At 61.0% G+C, this 20700-nt stretch carries 16 protein-coding genes and 2 pseudogenes; 14 read left to right on the top strand and 4 right to left on the bottom strand.

Features of this window, described 5'->3' with window-relative positions:
* Nucleotides 1–363: pseudogene (locus tag ACTXGA_RS04980) on the top strand (hypothetical protein); the annotation flags it as partial.
* 172 nt (nt 364–535) lie between these two features.
* Here the strand turns inward: ACTXGA_RS04980 and ACTXGA_RS04975 are convergent.
* Nucleotides 536–1555: a LacI family DNA-binding transcriptional regulator gene (locus tag ACTXGA_RS04975; RefSeq protein ID WP_443392023.1), complete on the bottom strand. Its 1020-nt coding sequence runs from the start codon at nt 1553–1555 to the stop codon at nt 536–538.
* A gap of 140 nt (nt 1556–1695) precedes the next feature.
* Here ACTXGA_RS04975 and ACTXGA_RS04970 point away from each other — a divergent pair, with 140 nt between their 5' ends.
* The 7 genes and pseudogenes from ACTXGA_RS04970 to ACTXGA_RS04940 all read left to right on the top strand — a co-directional run bounded on the left by ACTXGA_RS04970 (nt 1696) and on the right by ACTXGA_RS04940 (nt 10472).
* Complete coding sequence (locus ACTXGA_RS04970; RefSeq protein WP_443392022.1) at nt 1696–2673, top strand: Bug family tripartite tricarboxylate transporter substrate binding protein; 978 nt, start codon at nt 1696–1698, stop codon at nt 2671–2673.
* A 16-nt stretch (nt 2674–2689) separates the two neighbouring features.
* Entirely contained in the window at nt 2690–3148 is a 459-nt protein-coding gene (locus ACTXGA_RS04965) for a tripartite tricarboxylate transporter TctB family protein (RefSeq protein WP_443392021.1), read from the top strand.
* Nucleotides 3149–3160: 12 nt separating this feature from the next.
* Entirely contained in the window at nt 3161–4675 is a 1515-nt protein-coding gene (locus ACTXGA_RS04960; RefSeq protein ID WP_443392020.1) for a tripartite tricarboxylate transporter permease, read from the top strand.
* Between the two features lie 4 nt (nt 4676–4679).
* Nucleotides 4680–5456 carry an HpcH/HpaI aldolase family protein gene (locus ACTXGA_RS04955; protein ID WP_443392019.1) on the top strand — a complete coding sequence of 259 codons (777 nt, stop codon included), beginning with the start codon at nt 4680–4682 and terminating at the stop codon, nt 5454–5456.
* The gene (locus ACTXGA_RS04950) at nt 5344–6324 is read left to right on the top strand and encodes a PfkB family carbohydrate kinase (protein ID WP_443392018.1); all 981 of its coding nucleotides are present in this window, start codon (nt 5344–5346) and stop codon (nt 6322–6324) included. Before ACTXGA_RS04955 ends, ACTXGA_RS04950 begins: the two co-directional genes overlap by 113 nt.
* A 1045-nt stretch (nt 6325–7369) precedes the next feature.
* Nucleotides 7370–7552: pseudogene (locus ACTXGA_RS04945) on the top strand (hypothetical protein); the annotation flags it as partial.
* A 43-nt stretch (nt 7553–7595) separates the two neighbouring features.
* Complete coding sequence (locus ACTXGA_RS04940; protein WP_443392017.1) at nt 7596–10472, top strand: BCCT family transporter; 2877 nt, start codon at nt 7596–7598, stop codon at nt 10470–10472.
* 24 nt (nt 10473–10496) lie between these two features.
* On the opposite strand, the gene ACTXGA_RS04935 is transcribed toward ACTXGA_RS04940, so the two are convergent.
* Nucleotides 10497–11183: a Crp/Fnr family transcriptional regulator gene (locus ACTXGA_RS04935; protein ID WP_443392016.1), complete on the bottom strand. Its 687-nt coding sequence runs from the start codon at nt 11181–11183 to the stop codon at nt 10497–10499.
* A gap of 421 nt (nt 11184–11604) precedes the next feature.
* On the opposite strand from ACTXGA_RS04935, the gene ACTXGA_RS04930 reads away from it, so the two are divergent.
* The 3 genes from ACTXGA_RS04930 to ACTXGA_RS04920 are packed head-to-tail and all read left to right on the top strand — an operon-like array spanning nt 11605 to nt 15751.
* Nucleotides 11605–13971 carry a pyridoxal phosphate-dependent decarboxylase family protein gene (locus ACTXGA_RS04930; RefSeq protein ID WP_443392015.1) on the top strand — a complete coding sequence of 789 codons (2367 nt, stop codon included), beginning with the start codon at nt 11605–11607 and terminating at the stop codon, nt 13969–13971.
* Nucleotides 13972–13987: 16 nt separating this feature from the next.
* A complete protein-coding gene (locus ACTXGA_RS04925) occupies nt 13988–14920 on the top strand; it encodes a hypothetical protein (protein ID WP_443392014.1) in 933 nt (310 codons plus the stop codon).
* Nucleotides 14921–14932: 12 nt separating this feature from the next.
* Nucleotides 14933–15751: an adenylate/guanylate cyclase domain-containing protein gene (locus ACTXGA_RS04920; protein ID WP_443392013.1), complete on the top strand. Its 819-nt coding sequence runs from the start codon at nt 14933–14935 to the stop codon at nt 15749–15751.
* A gap of 121 nt (nt 15752–15872) precedes the next feature.
* Here ACTXGA_RS04920 and ACTXGA_RS04915 read toward each other — a convergent pair whose 3' ends face one another.
* A complete protein-coding gene (locus ACTXGA_RS04915; protein WP_443392012.1) occupies nt 15873–17051 on the bottom strand; it encodes an MFS transporter in 1179 nt (392 codons plus the stop codon).
* The gene (locus ACTXGA_RS04910; protein WP_443392011.1) at nt 17051–17347 is read right to left on the bottom strand and encodes an ester cyclase; all 297 of its coding nucleotides are present in this window, start codon (nt 17345–17347) and stop codon (nt 17051–17053) included. The genes ACTXGA_RS04915 and ACTXGA_RS04910 overlap by 1 nt, the downstream gene beginning before the upstream one ends.
* A 296-nt stretch (nt 17348–17643) precedes the next feature.
* On the opposite strand from ACTXGA_RS04910, the gene ACTXGA_RS04905 reads away from it, so the two are divergent.
* The 3 genes from ACTXGA_RS04905 to ACTXGA_RS04895 all read left to right on the top strand — a co-directional run bounded on the left by ACTXGA_RS04905 (nt 17644) and on the right by ACTXGA_RS04895 (nt 20699).
* Nucleotides 17644–18447, top strand: a complete 804-nt coding sequence (locus tag ACTXGA_RS04905; RefSeq protein WP_443392010.1) for a LuxR C-terminal-related transcriptional regulator — start codon at nt 17644–17646, stop codon at nt 18445–18447.
* 502 nt (nt 18448–18949) lie between these two features.
* Nucleotides 18950–19777: a hypothetical protein gene (locus ACTXGA_RS04900; RefSeq protein ID WP_443392009.1), complete on the top strand. Its 828-nt coding sequence runs from the start codon at nt 18950–18952 to the stop codon at nt 19775–19777.
* A 10-nt stretch (nt 19778–19787) separates the two neighbouring features.
* A complete protein-coding gene (locus ACTXGA_RS04895; RefSeq protein WP_443392008.1) occupies nt 19788–20699 on the top strand; it encodes a hypothetical protein in 912 nt (303 codons plus the stop codon).
* The last annotated feature ends 1 nt before the right edge of the window (nt 20700 follow it).

Here is a 20700-nt window from a genome sequence, read left to right as displayed (position 1 = left end):
TGGGAAAGAAAGGGGCCAGGCGTGCCATCTGCGCGTCGGTCAGCCAGAAGAGATCGCTCATGTCACCGCTCCGTTTTCGAAGCCGTGAATCATGCTGTTCACGCGAAATCAATGCATCCTGACCCTAAGGCGCGCAACGAAACCCTGCGCGCCACGCGTCACTACGGTCGGGCATTCTGGAAGCGGTGGACCGGATACCAAGCCCGCAGCCGCATGGAGTCCAGGATGCGGAGCCTGAAGGCCTTAGGTGAGCGCATCTCCGCGCGGGATCCCGATCGCCAAACTGCCGAAATTCACATCCGGGTCGTTCTTATTAATCGTTTCAACGCGCTCGGCACCGCCGAGGTCGTCCGCGTGGCCTGAGCCTGAACGGGAAAGGGGCACTCACGTCTCAGGCAGCCTTACTGCAACAACGCCCGGCGGACGCAGAGCAACAGCGCCGATCGATGATGCCGGACGGGTCTTGCGATATCAAAAAGCTCATGTTTCACCATCCCGAGACGCTGGTCAGGCCACCGCCCCGAAGCATTACGAGTCATTCCAACACCACAGGGCCAACCGTCCCACGGTGGATCAGCTTTGGATTGAAAACCACCTCTGCGGTCGATGCGTCTGCTGAAATGATCTGCCGGGCCGCACCACAACCGATACCGCTCTTGTCAACTTGGATGGTTGTAAGCCCGGGAGAGGTAAAGCTGGCTTCTTCCATGTCGTCGCAACCGATGATGGCGATGTCACGGCCGGGCATCATTCCCGCGTCATGGCAGGCCGCGATGACGCCGAAGGCGATCAGATCGCTGAAGCAGACAAACCCGGTAGGTGGATCTGGCCCTTCGATGGCTGCGCGCGCGGCCTCGAATCCGAAACGGCGAGTCGTGGGGCCGTGCACGAGGCGGGGCGGTGGCGCATCGCCATGGGCCGCGACTGCATCCAGGCACCCTTTGAGACGATTCCTTGCCGTCGAGGATGCGTGCCCGCCCCCGAGCCAGCACAGACGCCTGTGCCCGGCCTGCAGCAGGCATTCCGCCGCCATGCGTCCCGCCATGAGATCGTCATTGACGAATTGTGGAACTGGCAGACCGGGCATGGCGCGGGAAAATATCACTGTCGGAGTCGTTGCGGAATGCGCTCCCTCGGGAACCAGCATGTCCAGGTCCGCCGGTGTCGTGCCGCGAACCGGGCAGAGAATGACCCCGCCCACCCCTTGTTCCAGCGCGGTTTGCAGAAATGCGCACTGAAGGTCCAGGTCCTCGCGGGCGACGCCGAGGAACACATGGCGACCGTGTTTGGTCAACTCGTCCTGAATGTGTTTGAGGAATTCATTGAACACCGGGTTGGAAAGATCGCTGAGCCCGACGGCAACCAGACTGCTTCTGGATTGCCTGAGATCGGCCGCCGCGCGGTTGTATATGTATCCGAGGCGTTCCGCGGTCGTGCGGATACGTTCCGCGGTCTCCGGGGGGATCCGCGGATCGCGGCGCAATGCCAGCGAAACGGTGGAAACCGAGAATCCAAGTTCGTCGGCAATGTCGCGCAGTCTGATCCGCCTTCTCATGCTTGCACAATACCCACCCCCGCTGCGGGTTGCCAACTCTATTCAATCGATTGACTAAAGGCCCGATGCTATGCTTCAAAGAGGTGCAGAACGACGTACGGCTCCGCCGGCGCGTTGGCAAACCATCGGGAGGAGACACAATGAAAACCGTGACAAAGGCCATAGCCGTGACCGCTCTGGTCGCCGGAGCAGGCACCGCAGTTCAGGCCCAGTCTTGTGACTGGCAGCCGGATCGTGCCGTTACATACATCGTTCCGTGGGGCGCCGGGGGCGGCACTGACGCCAATTCCCGCATGCTGGCGAGCATGCTGGAGCAGAAGTGGGATGTGCCTTTCAACGTGGTGAACCGTACCGGGGGCAACGGCGTGACCGGGCATTCCGCGATCGCGCGGGCCAATCCCGATGGCTACACCGTTGGCGCGGTCACGGTCGAAATCAATACGATGCATTGGGTCGGCCTGACGGACCTGACGATGGACGACATCACGCCCATCGCCCTTGTCGACATCGTCCCGGCCAGTGTCCTTGTCGGCAAGGACAGCCCCTTCGAGACGCTTGAGGGCTTGCTGGACCATGCCCGCGAAAACCCTGGAGACCTGACCGGTTCGGGCACGTCGCTCGGCGGCATCTGGCACCTTGCCCTTGCCGGGATGCTGAACGCGGAAGGGATGGCGCCCGACGCGATCCGCTGGATTCCGTCGCAAGGGGCGGCGCCCGCAATGCAGGAGCTGCTGGCCGGCGGCGTCGACGTGGCCACACCGGCGCTCTCCGAAGGCAAGGCGTTGATCGAGGCGGGAGAGCTTCGCGCCCTCGCGTACATGCACGATTCCCCGATGGCCGCCTTGCCGGATGTACCGCTGACCGCGAATGCCCTGGACAGCGGCTGGACGCTTGCCGCCTACATCACGATTTCCGGCCCGGGCGATCTGCCCGAGGAAATCGCGTGCTCCTACGAAAAGGCGGTGGCCGAGATCGTCCAGACCGACGAATGGGCCGAATTCAAGGCCAGCCGCGGTGCAGAGGTCGTGTCGATGCCGTCGGCCGAGCTCGTGGACTACATGAAGGCATCTGACGCCGCCCTGGGAAATACCATCAAAGCCGTCGGTCTGGCGAAGTGATCGCCCGGGCTCCCAAATGAACATCAACCGCGATGTGGTGACGGGGGCGGCGTTGATCGCCCTCGCCATTGCGATGGCCTGGAATGCAAGCGGCTTTCCCCAGATCCCTGTCATGGCTTACGGGCCGGACCTGTTCCCGAACATAATCGCCACCGGGCTTGTTCTGTCCGGACTTGGCATATTGCTCGAAGCGCGTCGCGGAACTGCGCCGGAGCAGGAGGATACCCGACCGACCGCGTGGATCCCGTTCGTGACGCTGATCGGGATAGTCGCGGCTTTCACCATCATCCTGCCATGGCTTGGATTTCATGTTTCCGCGGCGCTCGCTTTCGTTGTGGCCGTCCGGCTATTCGGGGGTAGCTGGCCCATCACGATCGGGCTCTCCGTAGTGGCGCCCTTTGCATTGCATTATGTCTTTTATTCGATCCTGCGTGTGGCTTTACCCTGGGGCGTCCTGACCCCTCTGGCCTGGTAAGAGGATCTGGCGATGGACCTCATGGCAATCCTGTCGGCAGTGGCCGATCCGCTGATCATCACTACAGTTCTGGCCTGCACCTTGTACGGCGCGCTTGTCGGCGCGATGCCGGGCCTGACGGCCACGATGGCGGTCGCCCTGCTGGTGCCATTCACCTATTTCATGGATCCCGTGCAGGCCGTGGCTGCGATCGTCGCCACGACGACCACGGCAATCTTCGCCGGCGACATTTCGGGCGCGCTCCTGAAGATGCCCGGCACACCCGCTTCGGCGGCCTATGTCGAAGACAGCTATGCCCTCGCCCAAAACGGACAGCCCCGCACGACGCTGTTCGTCTCGCTCTTTGCCTCCGTGATCGGCGGCGTAATCGGTGTTCTGATGCTGTCCCTCGCATCGCCACAACTGGCGCGCCTTGCGACCAGTTTTTCCAGTGACGAGGCCTTCTGGCTTGCGACATTGGGGCTGAGCTGCGCGGTTTTCGTCGGCGGGTCTTCCGTGCCCCGAAATTTTGCCAGCCTGTTCATTGGTCTGGCCGTCGCAACCGTCGGGATCGATGTGGCGGTCGGACACCCCCGCTATACCTTTGGTCTGGACGAGCTTTACGATGGCATCAGTTTCATCCCGGCGATGATCGGCCTGTTCGCCCTGTCGGAATTATTGCGCAACGCGGCGACGGGCACGGAGACCCGTCTTGGCAGGCTCACCGTCGAGCCCATTGCCGAGGCCCTGCGGAATGCGGCAGCGGAAATCCGGCGGCGGTGGGTGAGCGTCTTGCGCTCGGGGACCGGTGGCACCGTGATCGGTGCTCTGCCCGGCGCCGGTGCGGACGTTGCCGCCTGGATCTCCTACGCGCTTTCGCGGCGTTTCTCGCGCACACCGGAGAAATTCGGCAAGGGCCATCTGGAAGGGATCGTTGACGGGGGCGCGGCCAACAATGCCGCCGTCGCCGGGGCATGGACGCCAGCACTTGTCTTCGGCATCCCCGGCGACAGCGTGACGGCAATCGCCATCGGCGTGTTGCTGATGAAGGGGCTGACGCCGGGCCCCGATATTTTCACCAACGACGCAACGCTGGTCTACACGCTGTTCGGCGCGTTCCTGTTGGCAAACGTTCTGATGGTGATAACCGGCGGTCTGGCCATCGCCATGGCAACCAAGCTCCTGCGCGTGCCGCGTTCGGTCCTGATGCCGCTGGTCCTGATGCTGTCGATGATCGGCGGCTACGCGATCACGGGCAGCACCATGGCGATCTGGATTATCCTTGTACTGGGGATTGTCGGCTATGCCATGGCGCGTGCCGGAATACCCTTGGCACCTGCGATCCTGGGCATCGTGCTCGGCCAAGTGGTGGAAGACAATTTCATGGTGTCGATGATGAAGGCACAGGGCGACATCACCCAGTTTTTCGAACGGGACGCCGCGGCGGTCCTCGGAGTGATCACGCTGGTGGTCTGGGGCGTGCTTCTGGTGCGCGCCGTTTTGGACATGTTCGGCCCGAGAAGGGCAAGAGGCAGGAAGGAAACCTAAACCCATGACAGGACAGAATACTCTCAAGAAGCGGTTGAAGTCGGGTGAAACCGTGGCCGCCGCCTGGCTGGAACTCGGGTCGCCCGACGTGGCGGAATTGCTGGTTCATGCAGGCTGGGACGTTCTGGTGATCGATTGCGAACATGGCATTGCGGGTCTGGAAGAGGGGCTCGGCCTGATCCGCGCGGTCGAGGCTGCCGGGGGACAGGCCGTTGTGCGCGTTCCCGACCCGTCCGAGGCGACGTTGAAGCGCGCGCTGGATCGCGGCGCGCGGTCCATCATGGTGCCGATGGTCCATTCCGCCTCCATGGCACGCGACATCGCGCAGGCCTGTCTCTACCCGCCTCGGGGGCGGCGCGGGTATGCCGCACCCATCGTGCGGGCAACCGGGTTCGGCGACGTGACCGACTATGCCAGAGCTGTTGCGCATGACGAATTGCTTCTCATGGTCCAGATCGAACATGTCGATGCCGTGAAAGATGTCGCCGCGATTGCGGAGATCGACGGGATCGACATGGCGTTTGTCGGTCCGAACGACCTGGCTGCGTCGATGGGCCACCTGGAGGATCTGACCCATGGCGACGTGCGCACCGCGATCGGCAAGGTCGAATCCAGCGCAAACGGTGCCGGCCTGATGCTTGGCACGATCGAGGGGGCCGGACGGGACTATGCGGCGCTGCGCGACGCGGGCTATCGTTTCATCGTCGGGCCCAACGATATTTCCATGTTGGGCCATGCGGCGAGGGCCGCGCGCAACGCATGCACTGAAAATCTCGCCTGAAGGGGCGCCGTTCGTGACTCGGGTCGTCTGTGGCGGGTTGGTCGCGCTGGACCTTGTGCTGGACGTGGCCGCCCACCCGACCGCCGGGGAAAAGCACAGGGCGGCAGACTCACGCCTTTCCGTGGGAGGCGGCGCCTGCAATGCGGCGGCGGCAATCGCGCGACTGGGAGGGCATGCCATGCTGGTCGGCACTGTTGGCGACGACGCTTTCGGAGAGATCCTGCGCGCGCGCATCCGGGACATCGGGATCGACGACAGCCTGCTGCGTACGTCCACCAAGACCAGGACATCGCATTCCGCTATCACCATCACGCCGGATGGCGAGCGCACGATAGTCAATTTTCGCGTAGATGCAGAAATGGACAGCGCGGACCTCCTGCCGGATCGCCTTGCCTTCGGGGCTGCCCTTGCAGACACGCGATTTCCAATCATGGCCGAGACCCTGATGAGTGCGGCCAGGCGCAGACGGGTTCCGGGCGTGATGGACGCGGAGGCACCCGTTGCACCCGCCTTGAATGCGTTGCGCGCGGCGAGTCACGTCGCGTTCTCTTCGCAAGGGCTGCAGGACTTTTGCGGAGGGTCGGACGGTCGGGCCCTTGAGGAGGCGTCGGCGCGCCTCGGCAGGTGGGTCGGTGTCACGCGGGGGCCCGACCCGGTGTCGTGTCACGACGGATTGTCGATGACCGACGTGCCGGTGCCGGACGTCACCCCGATCGATACCCTTGGCGCAGGAGACACCTGGCACGGGGCCTTTGCGCTGGCGCTGGCCGAAGGGTCCACGGAAACCGAAGCGGTCGAGAGCGCGAACGAAACCGCCGCCAAAAAGGTGTGCCGTTTACCGCCGTGGGACGAACCGAAATGTCAATGACGGAACAAAATCCGGCCACGTGGCGGCGCAAAATCAGGCTAAGAATGGGTGGGCCTGCGACCTTGGAGAGCATGATTTTGGGGGCTGCCGAGGTCTGGCGTAGCCCGGCCGTAGCAGCCCCCAAAATCTCGCCCGAAGTTGTCGCTTGCGGACTACGGATATGATTGTTGGGTTGGGGCGGTAGTCCGTCAGGTCGTTTCCGGCTCGGTCCTGCGGGCACGGCTTTGGGCCAGGCGGTAACTGGACCTGTCGCGGTTTCGTGCCGCCCCAAGTGCTCGTTTCGGCCACTTTCCGTGGGGGCTGCGGACGTCCTTCATGACCTTCTCGACCGCCCCTTCTGGGTTCCGTTTTTCTGTCTCATCTCCACGCCTTGCCGGCTACGATAAGCCCGAAACCCTCTGTTACGAAATCATATCAGGTGTCCCATGGGCGCTGATGTCGGACTTCCGGTCTCCGCGCCTACGCCTTTCGCGCGCATGCCCTGGACAGGCTTGCAGCGGTTTCGGGAAGAGCGCTCTCTTTTTCAAATTCGATGCGCTGCGAAACCACAGGAGGTTTTCAGCTCCCTGCCCTGACATCGAAATCCTTGTGTCTGGTCACAATGTACGGCACATATCTTGGCACGTCAGGAGACGCTCAGGAGTCACTCCAGAAACGTCGTTTGAATACAATGGGTTGAAGGGTTTCGGACGGCCCCTACCGCCGGAGCCAAATCTACCAACCCATTGGGATAAAGCAGAAAACTCCTTCGGGAGTCGCTGTTGGGCGATTTGGCACAACTCTTGGCACTCCGCTTGGCACAGTGGAGTCGGTCATGCCGCGCAAACCTCGATAAAGATATCTCGAACGTCGCGGCCGCCTCCACTATTGGCGGCGGCGCTGGCCCCAGGGACCCTGCCCTTGCGAGCCAGGCTTTTTTCATCAAACCCGGTTTCTGTTTTTTCCCCTACGTACCGATGTTCCCCGCGACGCGGAGGCCATCGCGCGGAGATTGACGGAGCTCTCCGACCTGGCCTTCGCCGCCTGCCCAACCGCGCTCTGCGCGGCGGTCGAATACGCCACGCTGGAATGTGTCGACTGGTTCAGCAACCGCCGCCTTCTCGAGCCAAACGGGAATATTCCGCCAGCAGAAGCAGAGATAAACTTCCACGCAGCTCTGGAAAGCGCAGACATGGCCGCGCAACTAACCGAAATCAGCCTCCGCAAAACCAGACCCTGTTCCCACTAAAGATATGGGCTGTTGAACCTTTTTCCGGACTGCACGTGCCGAATTGGCTATTTCCGAACCACGGATTTCGCCGTCTTCGTGGCAATCGATCCCAACAGGGGTGACAAAAAGCGAAAAGCGGGCATCACGCGATAGCGCCGTTCAGATCCCAAAACGGGCCTTGTGCGATGTCGTTCACAGACTCGCGCCGCAGGTTTCCCAAGATTGTCCGGAACATTCCGCGTTCGGGAGCCTGGGAAAAATGGTCGTCATCGAAGCAAATAGACCCTTGCGGATTAGAACCGTCAGAACGGGTATATACAAGGGTTTCAGCCCTGCTGTCGCAATGACGGCAAAGTCGCTGGTCCTCTTCATGGTCATCCTTCTGCTGTTTCTGCCGGACACCTGCGCAATCGTCCTTGAAACACTGACCAAATTCACCCTGTCCCGTTTTGCAGGATGGTATGTCTACCTGACTGCGGCTTTCGTTCTGTTTATATTTGTGATCGCCTGCCTTCCCGTTTCCGGGCGGGTTCGGCTGGGACCGGACGGCGAACGTCCATCGATCGGTACGACCGGATGGTTGGCGATGATGTTCTGTTCCGGCGTCGGCACCGGCATCCTGGTGTTTTCCGTTAGCGAACCCCTGTCGCATTTCGCCAACAATCCCGAGATTCTGAGTGGTGAGATCGCCCCGGGAAGCCGGGCCGCGATGATCTCTGCGCTACGGTACGTGTTCCTGCATTGGGGCCTTTCGGCCTGGTGCGGATATGCGTTGACCGGTCTGGCATTGGGTCTGGCCTGCCATCGGTTCGGGCACCCATTGACCATGCGCTCGGTGGTCTCGCCGTTGCTCGGCCGCAAGCTCGAAGGTCCATTGGGCCACGTGATCGACATTCTTGCAATCCTTGCGATCTTGACCGGGATCGCCACCACCATCGTGTTTGCCCTGGAGCAGATCTGTACCGGGCTGGCTGAGCTGACCGGCAATCCTTTTTTTGCCGACGCTCTGGGTAATCCTACCTTTGCGGCCCTGCTGATGACGCTGGTCCTGGCCGTTGCCATGACGATTGCCTCCATCACATCGGGTCTGGACCGCGGGGTGAAATGGGTATCGCAGATCGGTATATTGATGGCCTTCGTCGTCATGCTGATCTTTGCCTTCTTTGGCGTCGGCACCGACGCGTTCGGGATCTTTGCGCAAACGAGCCTGGGCTACGTTTCCGCTCTCCCCGCGCAGGTCGTGACGCTTTACGACCCGGCAGCCTCGACGGTTCAGGCGCAACAACGGATCTGGCAGGAGGGCTGGACGGTATTCTACTGGTCGTGGTGGATCGCCTTTGCGCCTTTTGTCGGGCTGTTCCTTGCGCGGGTGTCCCGGGGCCGTACCGTGCGTGAATTCATCCTCGGGTCCGTGCTGTGCCCAACGGTGATGTGCTTTGTGTGGTTCTCCGTGACCGGCGGGTCGGCGGTATCACTGGAACTGGACGGCACCGCAGCGGGTCGGCTTCTCACCGCCGAGCATGCATTCCGGATCTACAAGACCATCGATCTGATCATGCCGCAGGTATTGGCGGTGCCGACGAAGGGCGCGCTGGTCCTGTTGTTCCTGATTCTTTGCGTGGCGTCCTCGACCGCGGCGATCATTGCCATCAAGTCGATTGGCGCTGCTGGGAGCGCATTGGGTGAGACAAGGCTGCATTCCACCCTGTGGGCTGTGGTGATCGCCGCGGTTACCGGAGCAGTGATCGCCGTAGGCGGGCTCGCGTCTTGTCGCAACCTGATGATCATGGGCGCGTTGCCGTTCTCGATGATCATGGCGTTGATGATCCCCTCTGTCCTGATGATGCTTCGGACCGGAGAACAGGCCGCCACAGCCGCTCCCGGTCGCATGCCCGTCGACGGGAGTGGGCCCACGCTGTCCCGGCTCGCTGAGCTGTTCGCGCGGTTTGCGAAAAATCGGCACGGCATGAACCGCAGTGGGCTGGTCCTGTTGGTGCTGGCATCGACGCTCTGGGCGACAACCGGGATTGCCGCCGGGCTGGTGCCGAACGAGATACGTTGGCCGCCCGAAATGCTCGCCTTTGCGCGGCTGATCGTGGCTGGACCCGTTCTGATGTGTCTCTCCCTTCTGGCAAAGGGACTGCGGGGGAGCGGCCTGAGTAGCCTGCGCCTGCCGGTCCTGTTTGCATTCGCTCTGGCCTGCGTGATCTTTCAGGTGGCTCTGTTCACGAGTTTCGAAAGACTGGGCGTCGTGACGACCGTTTTTCTGGGCGTCACACTGCGCCCGTTTTTGTGCATGGCGTGGAATCAGGTGACCTCTCGTGAAAGGGTCGGTCGCAACACCATCCTCGCGCTCGCTATCGCGATCCTCGGTGTGACGATGCTCTCTTTCGACGGGTTTGAAAGCCCCTCCGAAAAACCGTGGGCGACAGGATTGCCGGTGGTCATGATTTGCGCGGTGGCCTTTGTCGTCATGACGTTTACCACCCGCAGCCTGACCGAACGGGCTCCGGCACTGGCCGTCACCGGGGCGGGGCTGACGCTTTCCGCGGTGTTGCTGGGTGGCTTCATCCTGCTGGCCACCGCGTTCGGGGGAACGTCACTCGACGGAATAGAACTGACCACGCCGACGCTGGTCCTGACCGGCTATCTTGCCCTCTTTCCAACCGCCGCTGCCTTTTTCTGTTTCAGCCACGGCATGGCTCGCTGTGACGGGGCCGCAGCTGGCCTTGTCGCGGGTATGACACAACCGGCCGTCGCGGTGGTCCTTGCCGTGGCGCTTTTGGGCGAACAGATGACGCTGATCCAATTGGCAGGCTGCGTGACGCTGACCGGGACCATTCTGCTCTTGTGGCAGAAGGACAGGCCGTGCCGGCGCGTGGCGCCAGTGCCGGACGTGCGACCCGGCCTCCCGCTGCTGTTAAAGGAACAGGTGTGATGGACGATGACCCGTCAAACCCTGTCAGAGGTGCCCCGTTGCCGCAAAATCTTCCAGGGCGGACCTGTCAAGAACCGTGATGTGCCCCCGTCCCTGCGATACGATACCGGCCTTCTTCCAAACGGAAAGCACCTTGGTCACTGCCTCGCGGGTGACGCCAACATGGGCGGCCATCTCGCTTTGGGACATGGGCAAGGCGTTGCCCTGCGCCCTGGTATCGATCAGGTACAACAAGCGCCGGGCCAGCCGCACTGGCAATGGGTGAAAGACATGGGCTTCAAGCTGACCGGAAACCCATCGCAACCGTTCAATACAGACCTGGATCATGTCCACCGCGAATTGTGGGTTCGATCGGATCTCTGTCAGGAAATCTGCTTTGCTGATCCGCAACAGGGTGCAGGCCTCGACCGCACTTACTGTCGCCGAGCGCGGCCCGCCATCGACCAGCGCAATCTCACCGAAGATCGTGCCAGCGCCCAGAAAATTGAGCGTCAGCTTATGCCCGTCTTCGGACAGGATGCTGACCTCCATAGCCCCGTCTTCGAGAACGTATATGGCGTCGGCATCGTCCCCCTGGCGGAACAGATCCGCCCCGGCGTCGAGGTGGATCCGCGAGCCCAGAGCCGCCAGCGTGTCCCTGAATGCAGGCGGCGCGGTTTCTGCAAGGCAAAGGCCCAGCGGTATGGGATGAGTAAAGGCTGCTGTTGTCATCGCAAAAATCATGACCGGTCTTGCCGACCGGGACAAGAAAAAGCGATTGGGGACTCGATTGCGGGGCACGCAATGTTTCCATGTGGGAGCGCGCGTAGCGCTGATTGGCGGCAAGTTCGGCGCGCCCCGAAACCTATGGACCGGTGCGCGCGCAATTACGGCCGACATTTGCCAATTTGGGAGGTCCGGGAGGGACATGCCGACCCGAGCGCCGAATTCGGGCGGGAAATATTTTTCTGGCGTCGATCAAGTGATTCCGCTTAGGGTTGAGACCTTGGCGCCAAAATCGTTTTGAAAATGTGTTTCCTGGGGGGGGAACATGGCGATTAGTAGGCAACGCACGAAACTCGTGCGAGATATAGATGAATTCCGCGCAAATCTTTACCGCGACAAGCTGAACCTTGACCGCCCGGGAGGAAGCTTGCCCGCCGCCTGGTTTCTTGGCCCCAAGGCCGAGAATGGCGAGTTTCTGCGCGAGATGATCAACCTCGCCCTGACGGAGGCAATCGGCGCGCGTCAGGACTACCAGCCGGACGACCCGACGATCCCATCGATCCAGGAATTGGAAAACGACGGTTACCGTGTTGGCACCGATATCTTCCGTGCACGTTTTCAGGAGATTTTGGATTATCTGCGCGGCTCCGTACCGATGGCCAGCTACCGCAACCAGTCGCACATGTATTGGGACACAACCCTACCAAGCGTCGTCGGCTATTTCGCCACGATGCTCTACAACCAGAACAACTGCACGCCCGAAGCCTCGCCCATCACCACCGCGCTGGAGATGGAGGTGGGCGACGACCTATGCCGGATGCTCGGCTACACGATTCCCGACCGCGAGGCCGTGCGGCACGGGGCCATCCGGCCTTGGGGTCACATCACTTGCGACGGCAGTGTCGCCAACATCGAGAGCATGTGGGCGGCTCGCAACATCAAGTACCTGCCGGTGGCGCTGGCTGCTGCGATCCGCGAGGACCCAAAGATGGCGGCGGGGCGCAGCCTGACCGTGCGGACGCTGCAAAACAAGCGCCGTCACGTGCACGAGCTGGACGCATGGACCCTGCTCAACCTGCCGATCGACGAAGTGATCAAGCTGCCGCGCCGCCTGCGCGAGGCGGCGGGTTTCTCCGAGGCTAAGGTAAAGGCAGCGATGGCGGAATACTCGATCCAGGATCTTGGGTTGATCGAGTTCCACCGCCGCTATCTGAAAGACACGCCGCCGCCGGTGGTCATGGCCCCGGCGACCGCGCATTATTCGTGGCACAAGGCCGGGTCGATACTGGGGATCGGGCGCGCATCGGTGATCGGCGTCAAGGTCGACCTCGACGCACGCACCAGCGCAGTGGATCTGCGTCGCCTGCTGGATGAATGCCTCGCAGAGGGACGCCCCGTCGCACAGGTCGTTGCCGTGGTCGGCAGCACCGAGGAAAGCGCCGTCGACCCGCTGCACGAGATCGTCAAGATCCGCAATGAATTCCGCGAGTTGGGCCTGGAATTCTGCCTGCACGCGGACGCGGCCTGGGGCGGGTATTTCGCCTCGATGCTGCGCGAGACCGCTTGGGACAGGCGACTTGCGGCGGCCACCACCGAAGCGGAGCGGGAGGAACTGGAACGGGGTATGGTACGCGCTTTTGGAGCCGACGACCCCGAAGCGCTGCCCACCAGCGGGCTGGGCGACGACTTCAATCGCCGGTCGTCAGCTTTTGCGCCTGACATAGCGCTCAACCGCTATGTCAGGCGGCAGTACGAGTCACTCCAGCATTGCGACACGATCACCGTTGATCCGCATAAAGGCGGCTTTGTCGTCTACCCGGCGGGCGCTTTGTGCTATCGCAACGGCGAGTTGCGCAACATAATCGCCTTTGCCTCGCCTGTGGTGGCGCATGGCGACATCGACCAGTCTGTCGGATTTTACGGCATCGAAGGCTCGAAACCCGGTGCCGCCGCAACGGCGGTCTATCTCTCGCACAGCCTGATCCCGACCGACCGTACCGGTTATGGCGCGCTTCTTGGCAAATGCATGTTCGCCAGCAAGCGCTTTTATGCTGGCCTGGTCGGCATCAGCAAAGATGAAGACCCCTTCTACGTTACCACTTTCCAGCGCCTTCCGGCAGAAAAAGCCGGAGCGACCCGGGCGCAAGTGCGCGACCAGATCGATCTGATCCGTCGGGAGATCTATGCCAGCCTTTCCGACAGCGACCTGATGGAGGCCCTCAGCCGCGATTACGAGTTGCGCGAGTTGTTCACCGAGATGGGCTCGGACCAATGTATCGTCGCCTACACCTTCAACTACCGAACCCTCTGGCACCACGCTCAAACCGAGGGGGGGCACAATCACGACCACCAGAGCCACGGACACTCCCGATGGGGGCAAAACCGCAGCATCGAACGCTGCAACGAGATGAACGAACGCATGTTCGAAGCGATGAGCCTGCAGCGGTTCAGCGACGAAGGCGTACCGCCGGTCGACATGTTGGTGACTTCCTCAAGTTTCGATCCGGAAAGCTACGGGCAGGACTTCGTTGACGCCTATGCAAGGCGCATTGGTCTCGATCCCGAGCCGGGGCTCGGAATCAAGTTCCTGATCTCGACCCAGCAGAACCCATGGATGACCTCCACCAAGTACGGGGACTACACGCCAAAGATCATCCAGACGCTGCACGGTATCGCCGCCAAAGCTGCCGATTACGTCATCAAGCGACACTGGACCGACCACGGCGAGGAACATGACCGCAGGCGTCACTCACCGGGCGAAACACCGGGCAAAATCCCCGGTCATCACCATTGAGCATAGGGTGGCGAGCATGTCCGATCACCACGCCCACCACGGCCATTCCGAAACGGGAAGCGACGCCGTCGATCCGCAACTGGCCCGGGTCATCTACAACCCGCCTCACTTACACGCCTTTTCGCTTGTGGGAATGGACACTGTCTTTGCCATCCACATGACGCAGTACCACCACGAGGTTCACAAGTACCAGATCGTCTACAAGGCCGATCTTCCCGATCATGTCCTGGAAGACTACCGGCGAGTCCGGCGCAATTACCCGTCGGATTTCATCGTGATGTGCAATCACGCCGAGGATCCCTTCATCATCCCGAATATCCCGGCGGGCGAAAAACCGGTGTTCCGCGCCAATATATTTCAGGGCATGCCGACATTTCCGCCGTCTTTCCTCGATGATCCGCATTTCTTTCCCTGGGATCCACTTCGGGTGATCCGTCCGATTTCCGGGGATTTTCAGGCGCGGGTCGAAAGACTGGTTTATTTCCGCATGTTCGCCCACCACTACCAGCAGCCCGAGATCGCCACCTACCTGCTTTTCGGCGAAGGAAACGAGGCGCATATGACCACGCTCCAGACCGCGAGCCTCGCCAGCGGACCTTTTGAGCCGGACGCCTTCGGCCCGGATTATGACCATGTCATGACACTCAAGTCGGCTCCGGACTGGCTGCACCCGACGCTCCTGAAGGCGGGCGTCGTGGTCACCACCCCGGCGGTCCGGCTGCGCGACGCCGAAGGTCGGCCAACCATCCCCTGCTCCAGCCCATTCGAGGACGGCGAGACCATTGAGGTGCTCTATCGCGGCATGGGACCGGTGCGTCAGGTCACCGTCGGCCATACCACGCTCTGCGCCACCGGCATCTGCAACAGCGAGTCCATGATCCCCTGCGGCGAGGAGGCGGCGATGAACATCTCATCGACCCCCGAGCGCTACCTCTTGACCAATAACTGACGAGGTGCACCCATGGCTTACGATTTCCAGAAAGAAGAGGGCAACGAAGAGGTCTGGAAAATGGTCCTCATCGAAGGCCACCCACTGCTGCTGACCAAAAAGAAGCGATTTGGCATTCTGCCGAAGGAGCCACGCTGCAAGCTTTGCCTTGCCCCCTTCGAGGGAGTGGGTGGCTGGGCGCTCAAATCGTTCTGGAAGATCCACAAATCCAAACGCAACCCGACGTTCTGCAACGCCTGCGATTCCTTCCTCAAGGCCTATCCCGGCGGGACGGAAACGCCGATGACGATGCTGTTCGTCGACATCCGAAACTCGGTGGCTCTGTCGAGCGAGATTCCCGCCCGGGACTTTCGCGACCTGGTCGACCGTTTGCGCCAGATCTCCCTGACAGCCATGTCGCGCACCGACGGCTCGGTGCTGGAATTCATCGGCGACGGTGTGATCGCCGTATGGCCACCGGGAATTGCTGGCGCGGATCACGCCACCAAGGCGCTCGGTGCCGCGCGGCAGATCCTGGCAGCAGCCCGCAAGGTCAGCCCCAAGGGCCACGAATTGCCCATCGGAATCGGCGTTCATACCGGTACAGCGTTTCTCGGTACGATCAGTTCCGCATCGAACGACCTTCAGGACATCAGCGCCTTTGGCCGCGAAGTGAACCTTGTTGCCAGACTATCGGCCGCGGCGTCGGCAGGGACGGCTCTGGTCAGTCGCGAAGCGGCGGCATCCGCGGCGATGCAAACTGGCAATTTGCCAGTCCACCACCTTGATCTGAAAGGCATAGATGCCACCGTCGAAGCTTTCGAATTGGCAGGAATGGGTGTTTCTGGATAGCCAGCGCTCCACCGAAGCAACCGCGCAGTTGATCAGCCCCGCTTCAGTTGTCCGGCTTGAGTGGTCCCCGCGATCTCGTGCGTCGTGATAACTTCTTTCTGGAAGCAGGTCTTCGGCACAATCATGGAGTGGTCCCTTTCTGGAAAACCTTGCCCGGGGCTGCTTTGAAGAACTGGAACGCAAGCGCCAAGGGTACGACGCTTGCAAACATGACCATCGCCAGCCAAATCGCGCCTATGGGTTGTCCTGTTGCATCAAGGATTGCCCCTGCCATCGGTGGGGTTGCCAGCATGATCGCGTAGTAGATTGTGAAGAAGACACCCATGCCGACGGCGCGAACTTCTGGACGCATGGCCAGACCGGAAAGTGCCATGATAACACCCGCTGGTGCCATGCCAACCAGCCCGAACAGAAGGCTGGCGGTAAGGCCGGCGCCGGGATTGCTGAGCAACCACAACGCGATCACTGCACCCGTCATACAGGCTGCCAAAACGAGATCGCGCCGTCCAAAACGGTCTACGATCTGGCCGCAGAGTGCCCCTGAGCCGATCATCAACCAGCTCCCGACACTGATGATCCCGGCCGCAGCAATCGCTGGCTGGCCAAAATCCTCCAGAACCATCGGGCCGAAGGACAGATAGGTGACATAGGCCGCATTGAAGAGGCCCCAGCACCCCGCTGCACAGACCACCAGACGCCATTCCTGCCGGGTCAAGTGCGCCGCCGCCCCGGTCTTGGCTTCGGGTAAGTCGATTGGGGCGCGATAAAGCAGAAACACGGCCAACGCGGCGAGCAGGCAATAGACGGACGCGACTTGAAACGGCACGCGCCAGTCAAACATCGCGGCCAACCAAGCATGGCCCACCTGCCCCATGGCGATGCCGAACGGCCAAGACATCACGAGGATGCTCATGGCGGTGGCGATCTCTCGTCCCTCGAACCAATCGGCGATCATCTTGGTGAAGTAGAGCGTGCAAAAGAGAAACCCGGCACCGGCGATGACGCGCCCCAGCCCGATGCCAAAACTGCCCGAGGCGAGCGACGACACCAGCCCGCCAAGAGCGAGCGCCGCAAGCCCGAGTACGACCATCTCTCGATCCGCGACAAGGCGCCCAAGGTAGCCTGCGGGAAGCGCCAGAAACAATCCCGGCGCCATGAAAAGTCCGATCAGAAGGCCCACGCCTGCGTAATCCAGCCCAAAGGCAACGACCAGCCCGTCGCCGACGGACGCGAGGGTCTGGAACTGAAAGCCAAGCCCGACCCGCGCGAGAAACAGCAAGGCGAGGATGCGCCAGCGCATCACGCCCAGCCCAAGCCGCGCAGGGCCTGCACGTCGTTCCAGATCTTGGCCATGTGAACGATCTTGTCGCCATCGAAGTGCAGGACATAGGCATGGTCGGACACCACCTGTCTGCCAGTCGGCGGCACCGGCCCGCCTTCACCGGTTTGCGTGCCGTGAAACTTGGCCGCCGCAACAGCCCTCCCCCGCGCCTCATCCATCGCAAAGGCCGTCAGCACATACCGTCCATCCCGCACAGGGGTCAGCAACCCCTTCATCCACTCGCAATACCCGGCCAGGGTGGTTGTGTCGTCCAAGGCATCGGCCTGACACTTGAATGAGGTGCAGTCGGTGCACCACCGCTGGCAGATCTCTCATCCTTGGCCTGTTTCGCAGGCGTCAAAGAAGGCTTGAGCGGTTTCAAAGCGTGGCATGGAGCTATCCTTTCGGCGGAAAACTCCCACGAGTCTAATTGGCGGGTGCCGCACGGCCTATCCGGCAGATGCAGTATTTGTACGAAGATCTTTGCTGTATCGCCCTACAGCATTTGCAGGATTGCGCGGCATTTCGGTTTTGATCACACTCAAATCACACCGCCGAGGGGGTTCATCCGATGCTGGACAAAACTGACCTTAGTCCCCGAGAACGGCAAATCGCCGACAGCTATGCGGCGGGTTGCAGCTATCAGGAAATTGCCGAAGACCTGCACATCGCCCCTTCGACGGTGCGGACCCATCTCGCCACGATATATCGCAAACTCGAAGTCTCTTCGAAGGTGGAACTGGCCAACCGTTTGAACGGGGCGTTCGCGTCGCCGCGCAGCCAGACGGAACTGACAACCGTCATCTCGGAACTGGCGCTGAGCCTCGAAGAAGCGCTGAGCCGGGAAAAGGCCCTCATCGAAGTCCTGCGGATCATCGGCGCTTCGCATGGTGACCTGAACCTCGTCATGCCAGCGATCCTGCGTTACGCGTTGGATCTCTGCGATGCTGAGTTCGGCGTTTTGTTCGAATACCGGCAGAACCAACGGTTCCGCGCGGGTTTCACGCTCGGCATCCCCCAGGCCTTTCAGGATTGGCTGAACGACAGCGCGGTCTTTTGCGTGAGTGACCAGACCGGCCTTGGGCGCATGACACAGCAGTACAAGGTCATCAACATCATCGACGTTAAATCCGAAGCGCTATATCTATCCGATGACCCGCTTCGGTTCGCCACGGCTGATCTTGGCGGCGCACGATCCTTTGCCGCCATCCCGATGCTGGCCGCAGATCGCCTCGTTGGCGCGTTCACGATCTACCGCCAAACAGTGCGCCCCTTTTCAGAAGACGCGTTGCGCTTGGCGCATATATTCGCCGCTCAAAGCGTGATCGCGCTGGAAAATGCGCGCCTGATCGGCAACGGCGGACAGCAAACGTAGTTTTTTATCAGATCATTTTGGCCGCGCTAAAATTACCCAATAATTTCTCGGTTCGAGTTTGCGACGAATGTCGGCAATGCGGGCAACGCTCGCAGAATTCGAAGTCCGTGCCAAAGGTCGGCTTTGGGTCGTTAACGCCGGTGGCTCCGGGGCCAGCAATAGGCGCGTTGCCACAAATCTGCGCCGGGCCACGAAGTCAGATTGAAACCAAGGGCGGTGCCCCTGTTTAACATGCGCAGGCGGGTGCCACCGCGCGCGCCGACGATGTCGGTGACTGAAGGGCGGAGTGCTGAGCTGGAAGGCGGATTTGCAGAATCGCTCTCCTTATGGTAGTGTGAAGATGTTCCCATTTATTGTGCTACTTGGTTCAGAAAGAAGAAGATTCCTTCAAATTTACAGGCTTGCGACTTCCGTGAGCTGCTGCCTTATAACGCCGTGACCACTATTGGTTGCAGCGCTTTGAGGTGGTGCGCTTTCAGATCGAAGCCACAGCGAGACCGCGATGGCACTCACCGATAACGCCGACCTGTTCGTGTCTTTTCACGAAGACGGGATGAACAGGATTATCCAGCACATCATGCGGCAGCGCCCGTCGCTGTTCAATTACGCCACTCCGGACATTGTCGCGAACCGCGAACTCTGGTGCCACATACCGGATTTCACCGTCGATGTTTCGAAGTTCGGAAACCCGATTTTCACCGAACTGCCCTATTTGCCGGTCATCGGAACCGACTCCCCACCAATCGGACTGGGGTTCACGGTGCAAATTGTCCGGTTCCAGGTCGACCTGCACCCTTCGAACCGGATCGGGCTGCCGCCCGAACTCGGGCCCAAGTTGAAAGACCAGAGATTGGCACTGGAGTTTCGCATCTGCGGAACCGTTCTCTGTCCCGATGCCGACACGCTCGACAAAATCCCCGTGATCCCGAAAAACCCAAAGGATCCCGACCGCCGGGATGAACCGCCTCCTCTGGTGCCCGTCCCGGGGAGGCCGAATTGCTTCTGCCTCGATCTGTCCGCCGTGGGTCACGTCGCGCGCGAATTCATCGCAGGACAGGAGAAGCTTGTCGGCAAGATCGACGGGGTGGAGATCGTGGATGTCGGGCCAGAAAAACTCGAAGCCAATCTGGAATGCTATCTCCGCACTGTCGTCCACATGCTCCTGCGCCAGAAACTGGCCATCGCCTGGCAAACCTTCTTCATAGAGTTCCCGCTGTTCGGTCTGGGCACGGTATCCTTGTCGCCGACGCCAAATCCGCCGGTGCCGAACAACCCGGCCATCGAGGAGGATCAGCTCAAGGCCTTCGTCACCATGACGGTTTCCCCATAGGAGCGTAAAGATGAGCGATTTGACCCTTGCCGCTTCGGAACCCGCATTCGAACAGCTTTTCAAGCTGGTGCGGGACAATTTCACCTTTGCCAAGTCCGACAGCGCCAGCTGGGGCCCGTTGTCGGCCAGCTATGCAATCGCCCTTCACCTGGATAAGGGCTCGGTCCAGTTGAACTCTGACGGAAGCATAGAGATCAAGGCGCTGGACGTGGTCTGGGACACGCTGACCGTTCAGGTCTGCTTTGACTTTCCTGGATTCACCATTCCGGGCTTCTGCGTCATCCCCGACCCCTGGAACGGCTGTCTGGTTGGCGTACCCTCGATCCATATCGGTGGCCCGATCTGCATTCCGCTCGATCTCAGCGGGATCGTCAGTGAGATATCCGAAATCCGTGCCCGTCTGCGCACTGAGTATTTTATCGATCCCGGCCGGCTACCCGCCTGGACGGATCTCGAGGCCGAATTCGCCGACAAGCCGAACATGTGGCAGGTCTACATCGACCCCGACTTCGTCAGCGTCGATCCGATCGACGTCCCCGCGAGCATCGGCAACCTGTTCGAAACACTGGTCGAAAAAGCGATCAAGGATATGCTGCCTGACCTCGGAACGCTGTTCAATTGGGTGAAGGACCTTCTTCTGGCCGCGCTCGATCCGGTCTTTGACCTCGTGCAATCGATCATGGGCGTCTTCGACAAGGCAGAGGATTTCATCCAGGACCTGCTCGGCGACAAGCTCGACTTCCTGGGCCTGATCCAGACCGCCGTGGCCGAGCATTTCGCCAAGAAGTTTCCGATCTACGAGTTTGAGGATCCCTTTCCGATCCTCACCGATGGGCCGCTCATTCCGGTCAAGTTTCCGTTGCGCAACATCAAGGCGGACATCACCGACAAGGAAATGATCGTTACGGGGGATATCGGGTAGC

Source organism: Antarctobacter jejuensis (genome assembly GCF_052266595.1).
GTDB classification, from domain to species: Bacteria; Pseudomonadota; Alphaproteobacteria; order Rhodobacterales; family Rhodobacteraceae; genus Antarctobacter; species Antarctobacter jejuensis.
Note: the sequence above shows the minus strand (reverse complement) of the source record. Positions and strands in the feature narration are given on the sequence as shown.

Excerpts from the sequence above, each read along its gene's own strand:
- ACTXGA_RS04905 (WP_443392010.1), top strand. The coding sequence starts at position 17,644 with ATGCTGGACAAAACTGACCTTAGTCCCCGAGAACGGCAAATCGCCGAC.
- ACTXGA_RS04895 (WP_443392008.1), top strand. The coding sequence starts at position 19,788 with ATGAGCGATTTGACCCTTGCCGCTTCGGAACCCGCATTCGAACAGCTT.
- ACTXGA_RS04975 (WP_443392023.1), bottom strand. The coding sequence starts at position 1,555 with ATGAGAAGGCGGATCAGACTGCGCGACATTGCCGACGAACTTGGATTC.
- ACTXGA_RS04900 (WP_443392009.1), top strand. The coding sequence starts at position 18,950 with ATGGCACTCACCGATAACGCCGACCTGTTCGTGTCTTTTCACGAAGAC.
- ACTXGA_RS04915 (WP_443392012.1), bottom strand. The coding sequence starts at position 17,051 with ATGCGCTGGCGCATCCTCGCCTTGCTGTTTCTCGCGCGGGTCGGGCTT.
- ACTXGA_RS04920 (WP_443392013.1), top strand. The coding sequence starts at position 14,933 with ATGGCTTACGATTTCCAGAAAGAAGAGGGCAACGAAGAGGTCTGGAAA.
- ACTXGA_RS04960 (WP_443392020.1), top strand. The coding sequence starts at position 3,161 with ATGGACCTCATGGCAATCCTGTCGGCAGTGGCCGATCCGCTGATCATC.
- ACTXGA_RS04965 (WP_443392021.1), top strand. The coding sequence starts at position 2,690 with ATGAACATCAACCGCGATGTGGTGACGGGGGCGGCGTTGATCGCCCTC.
- ACTXGA_RS04950 (WP_443392018.1), top strand. The coding sequence starts at position 5,344 with ATGCGGCGCTGCGCGACGCGGGCTATCGTTTCATCGTCGGGCCCAACG.
- ACTXGA_RS04970 (WP_443392022.1), top strand. The coding sequence starts at position 1,696 with ATGAAAACCGTGACAAAGGCCATAGCCGTGACCGCTCTGGTCGCCGGA.
- ACTXGA_RS04935 (WP_443392016.1), bottom strand. The coding sequence starts at position 11,183 with ATGACAACAGCAGCCTTTACTCATCCCATACCGCTGGGCCTTTGCCTT.
- ACTXGA_RS04925 (WP_443392014.1), top strand. The coding sequence starts at position 13,988 with ATGTCCGATCACCACGCCCACCACGGCCATTCCGAAACGGGAAGCGAC.
- ACTXGA_RS04955 (WP_443392019.1), top strand. The coding sequence starts at position 4,680 with ATGACAGGACAGAATACTCTCAAGAAGCGGTTGAAGTCGGGTGAAACC.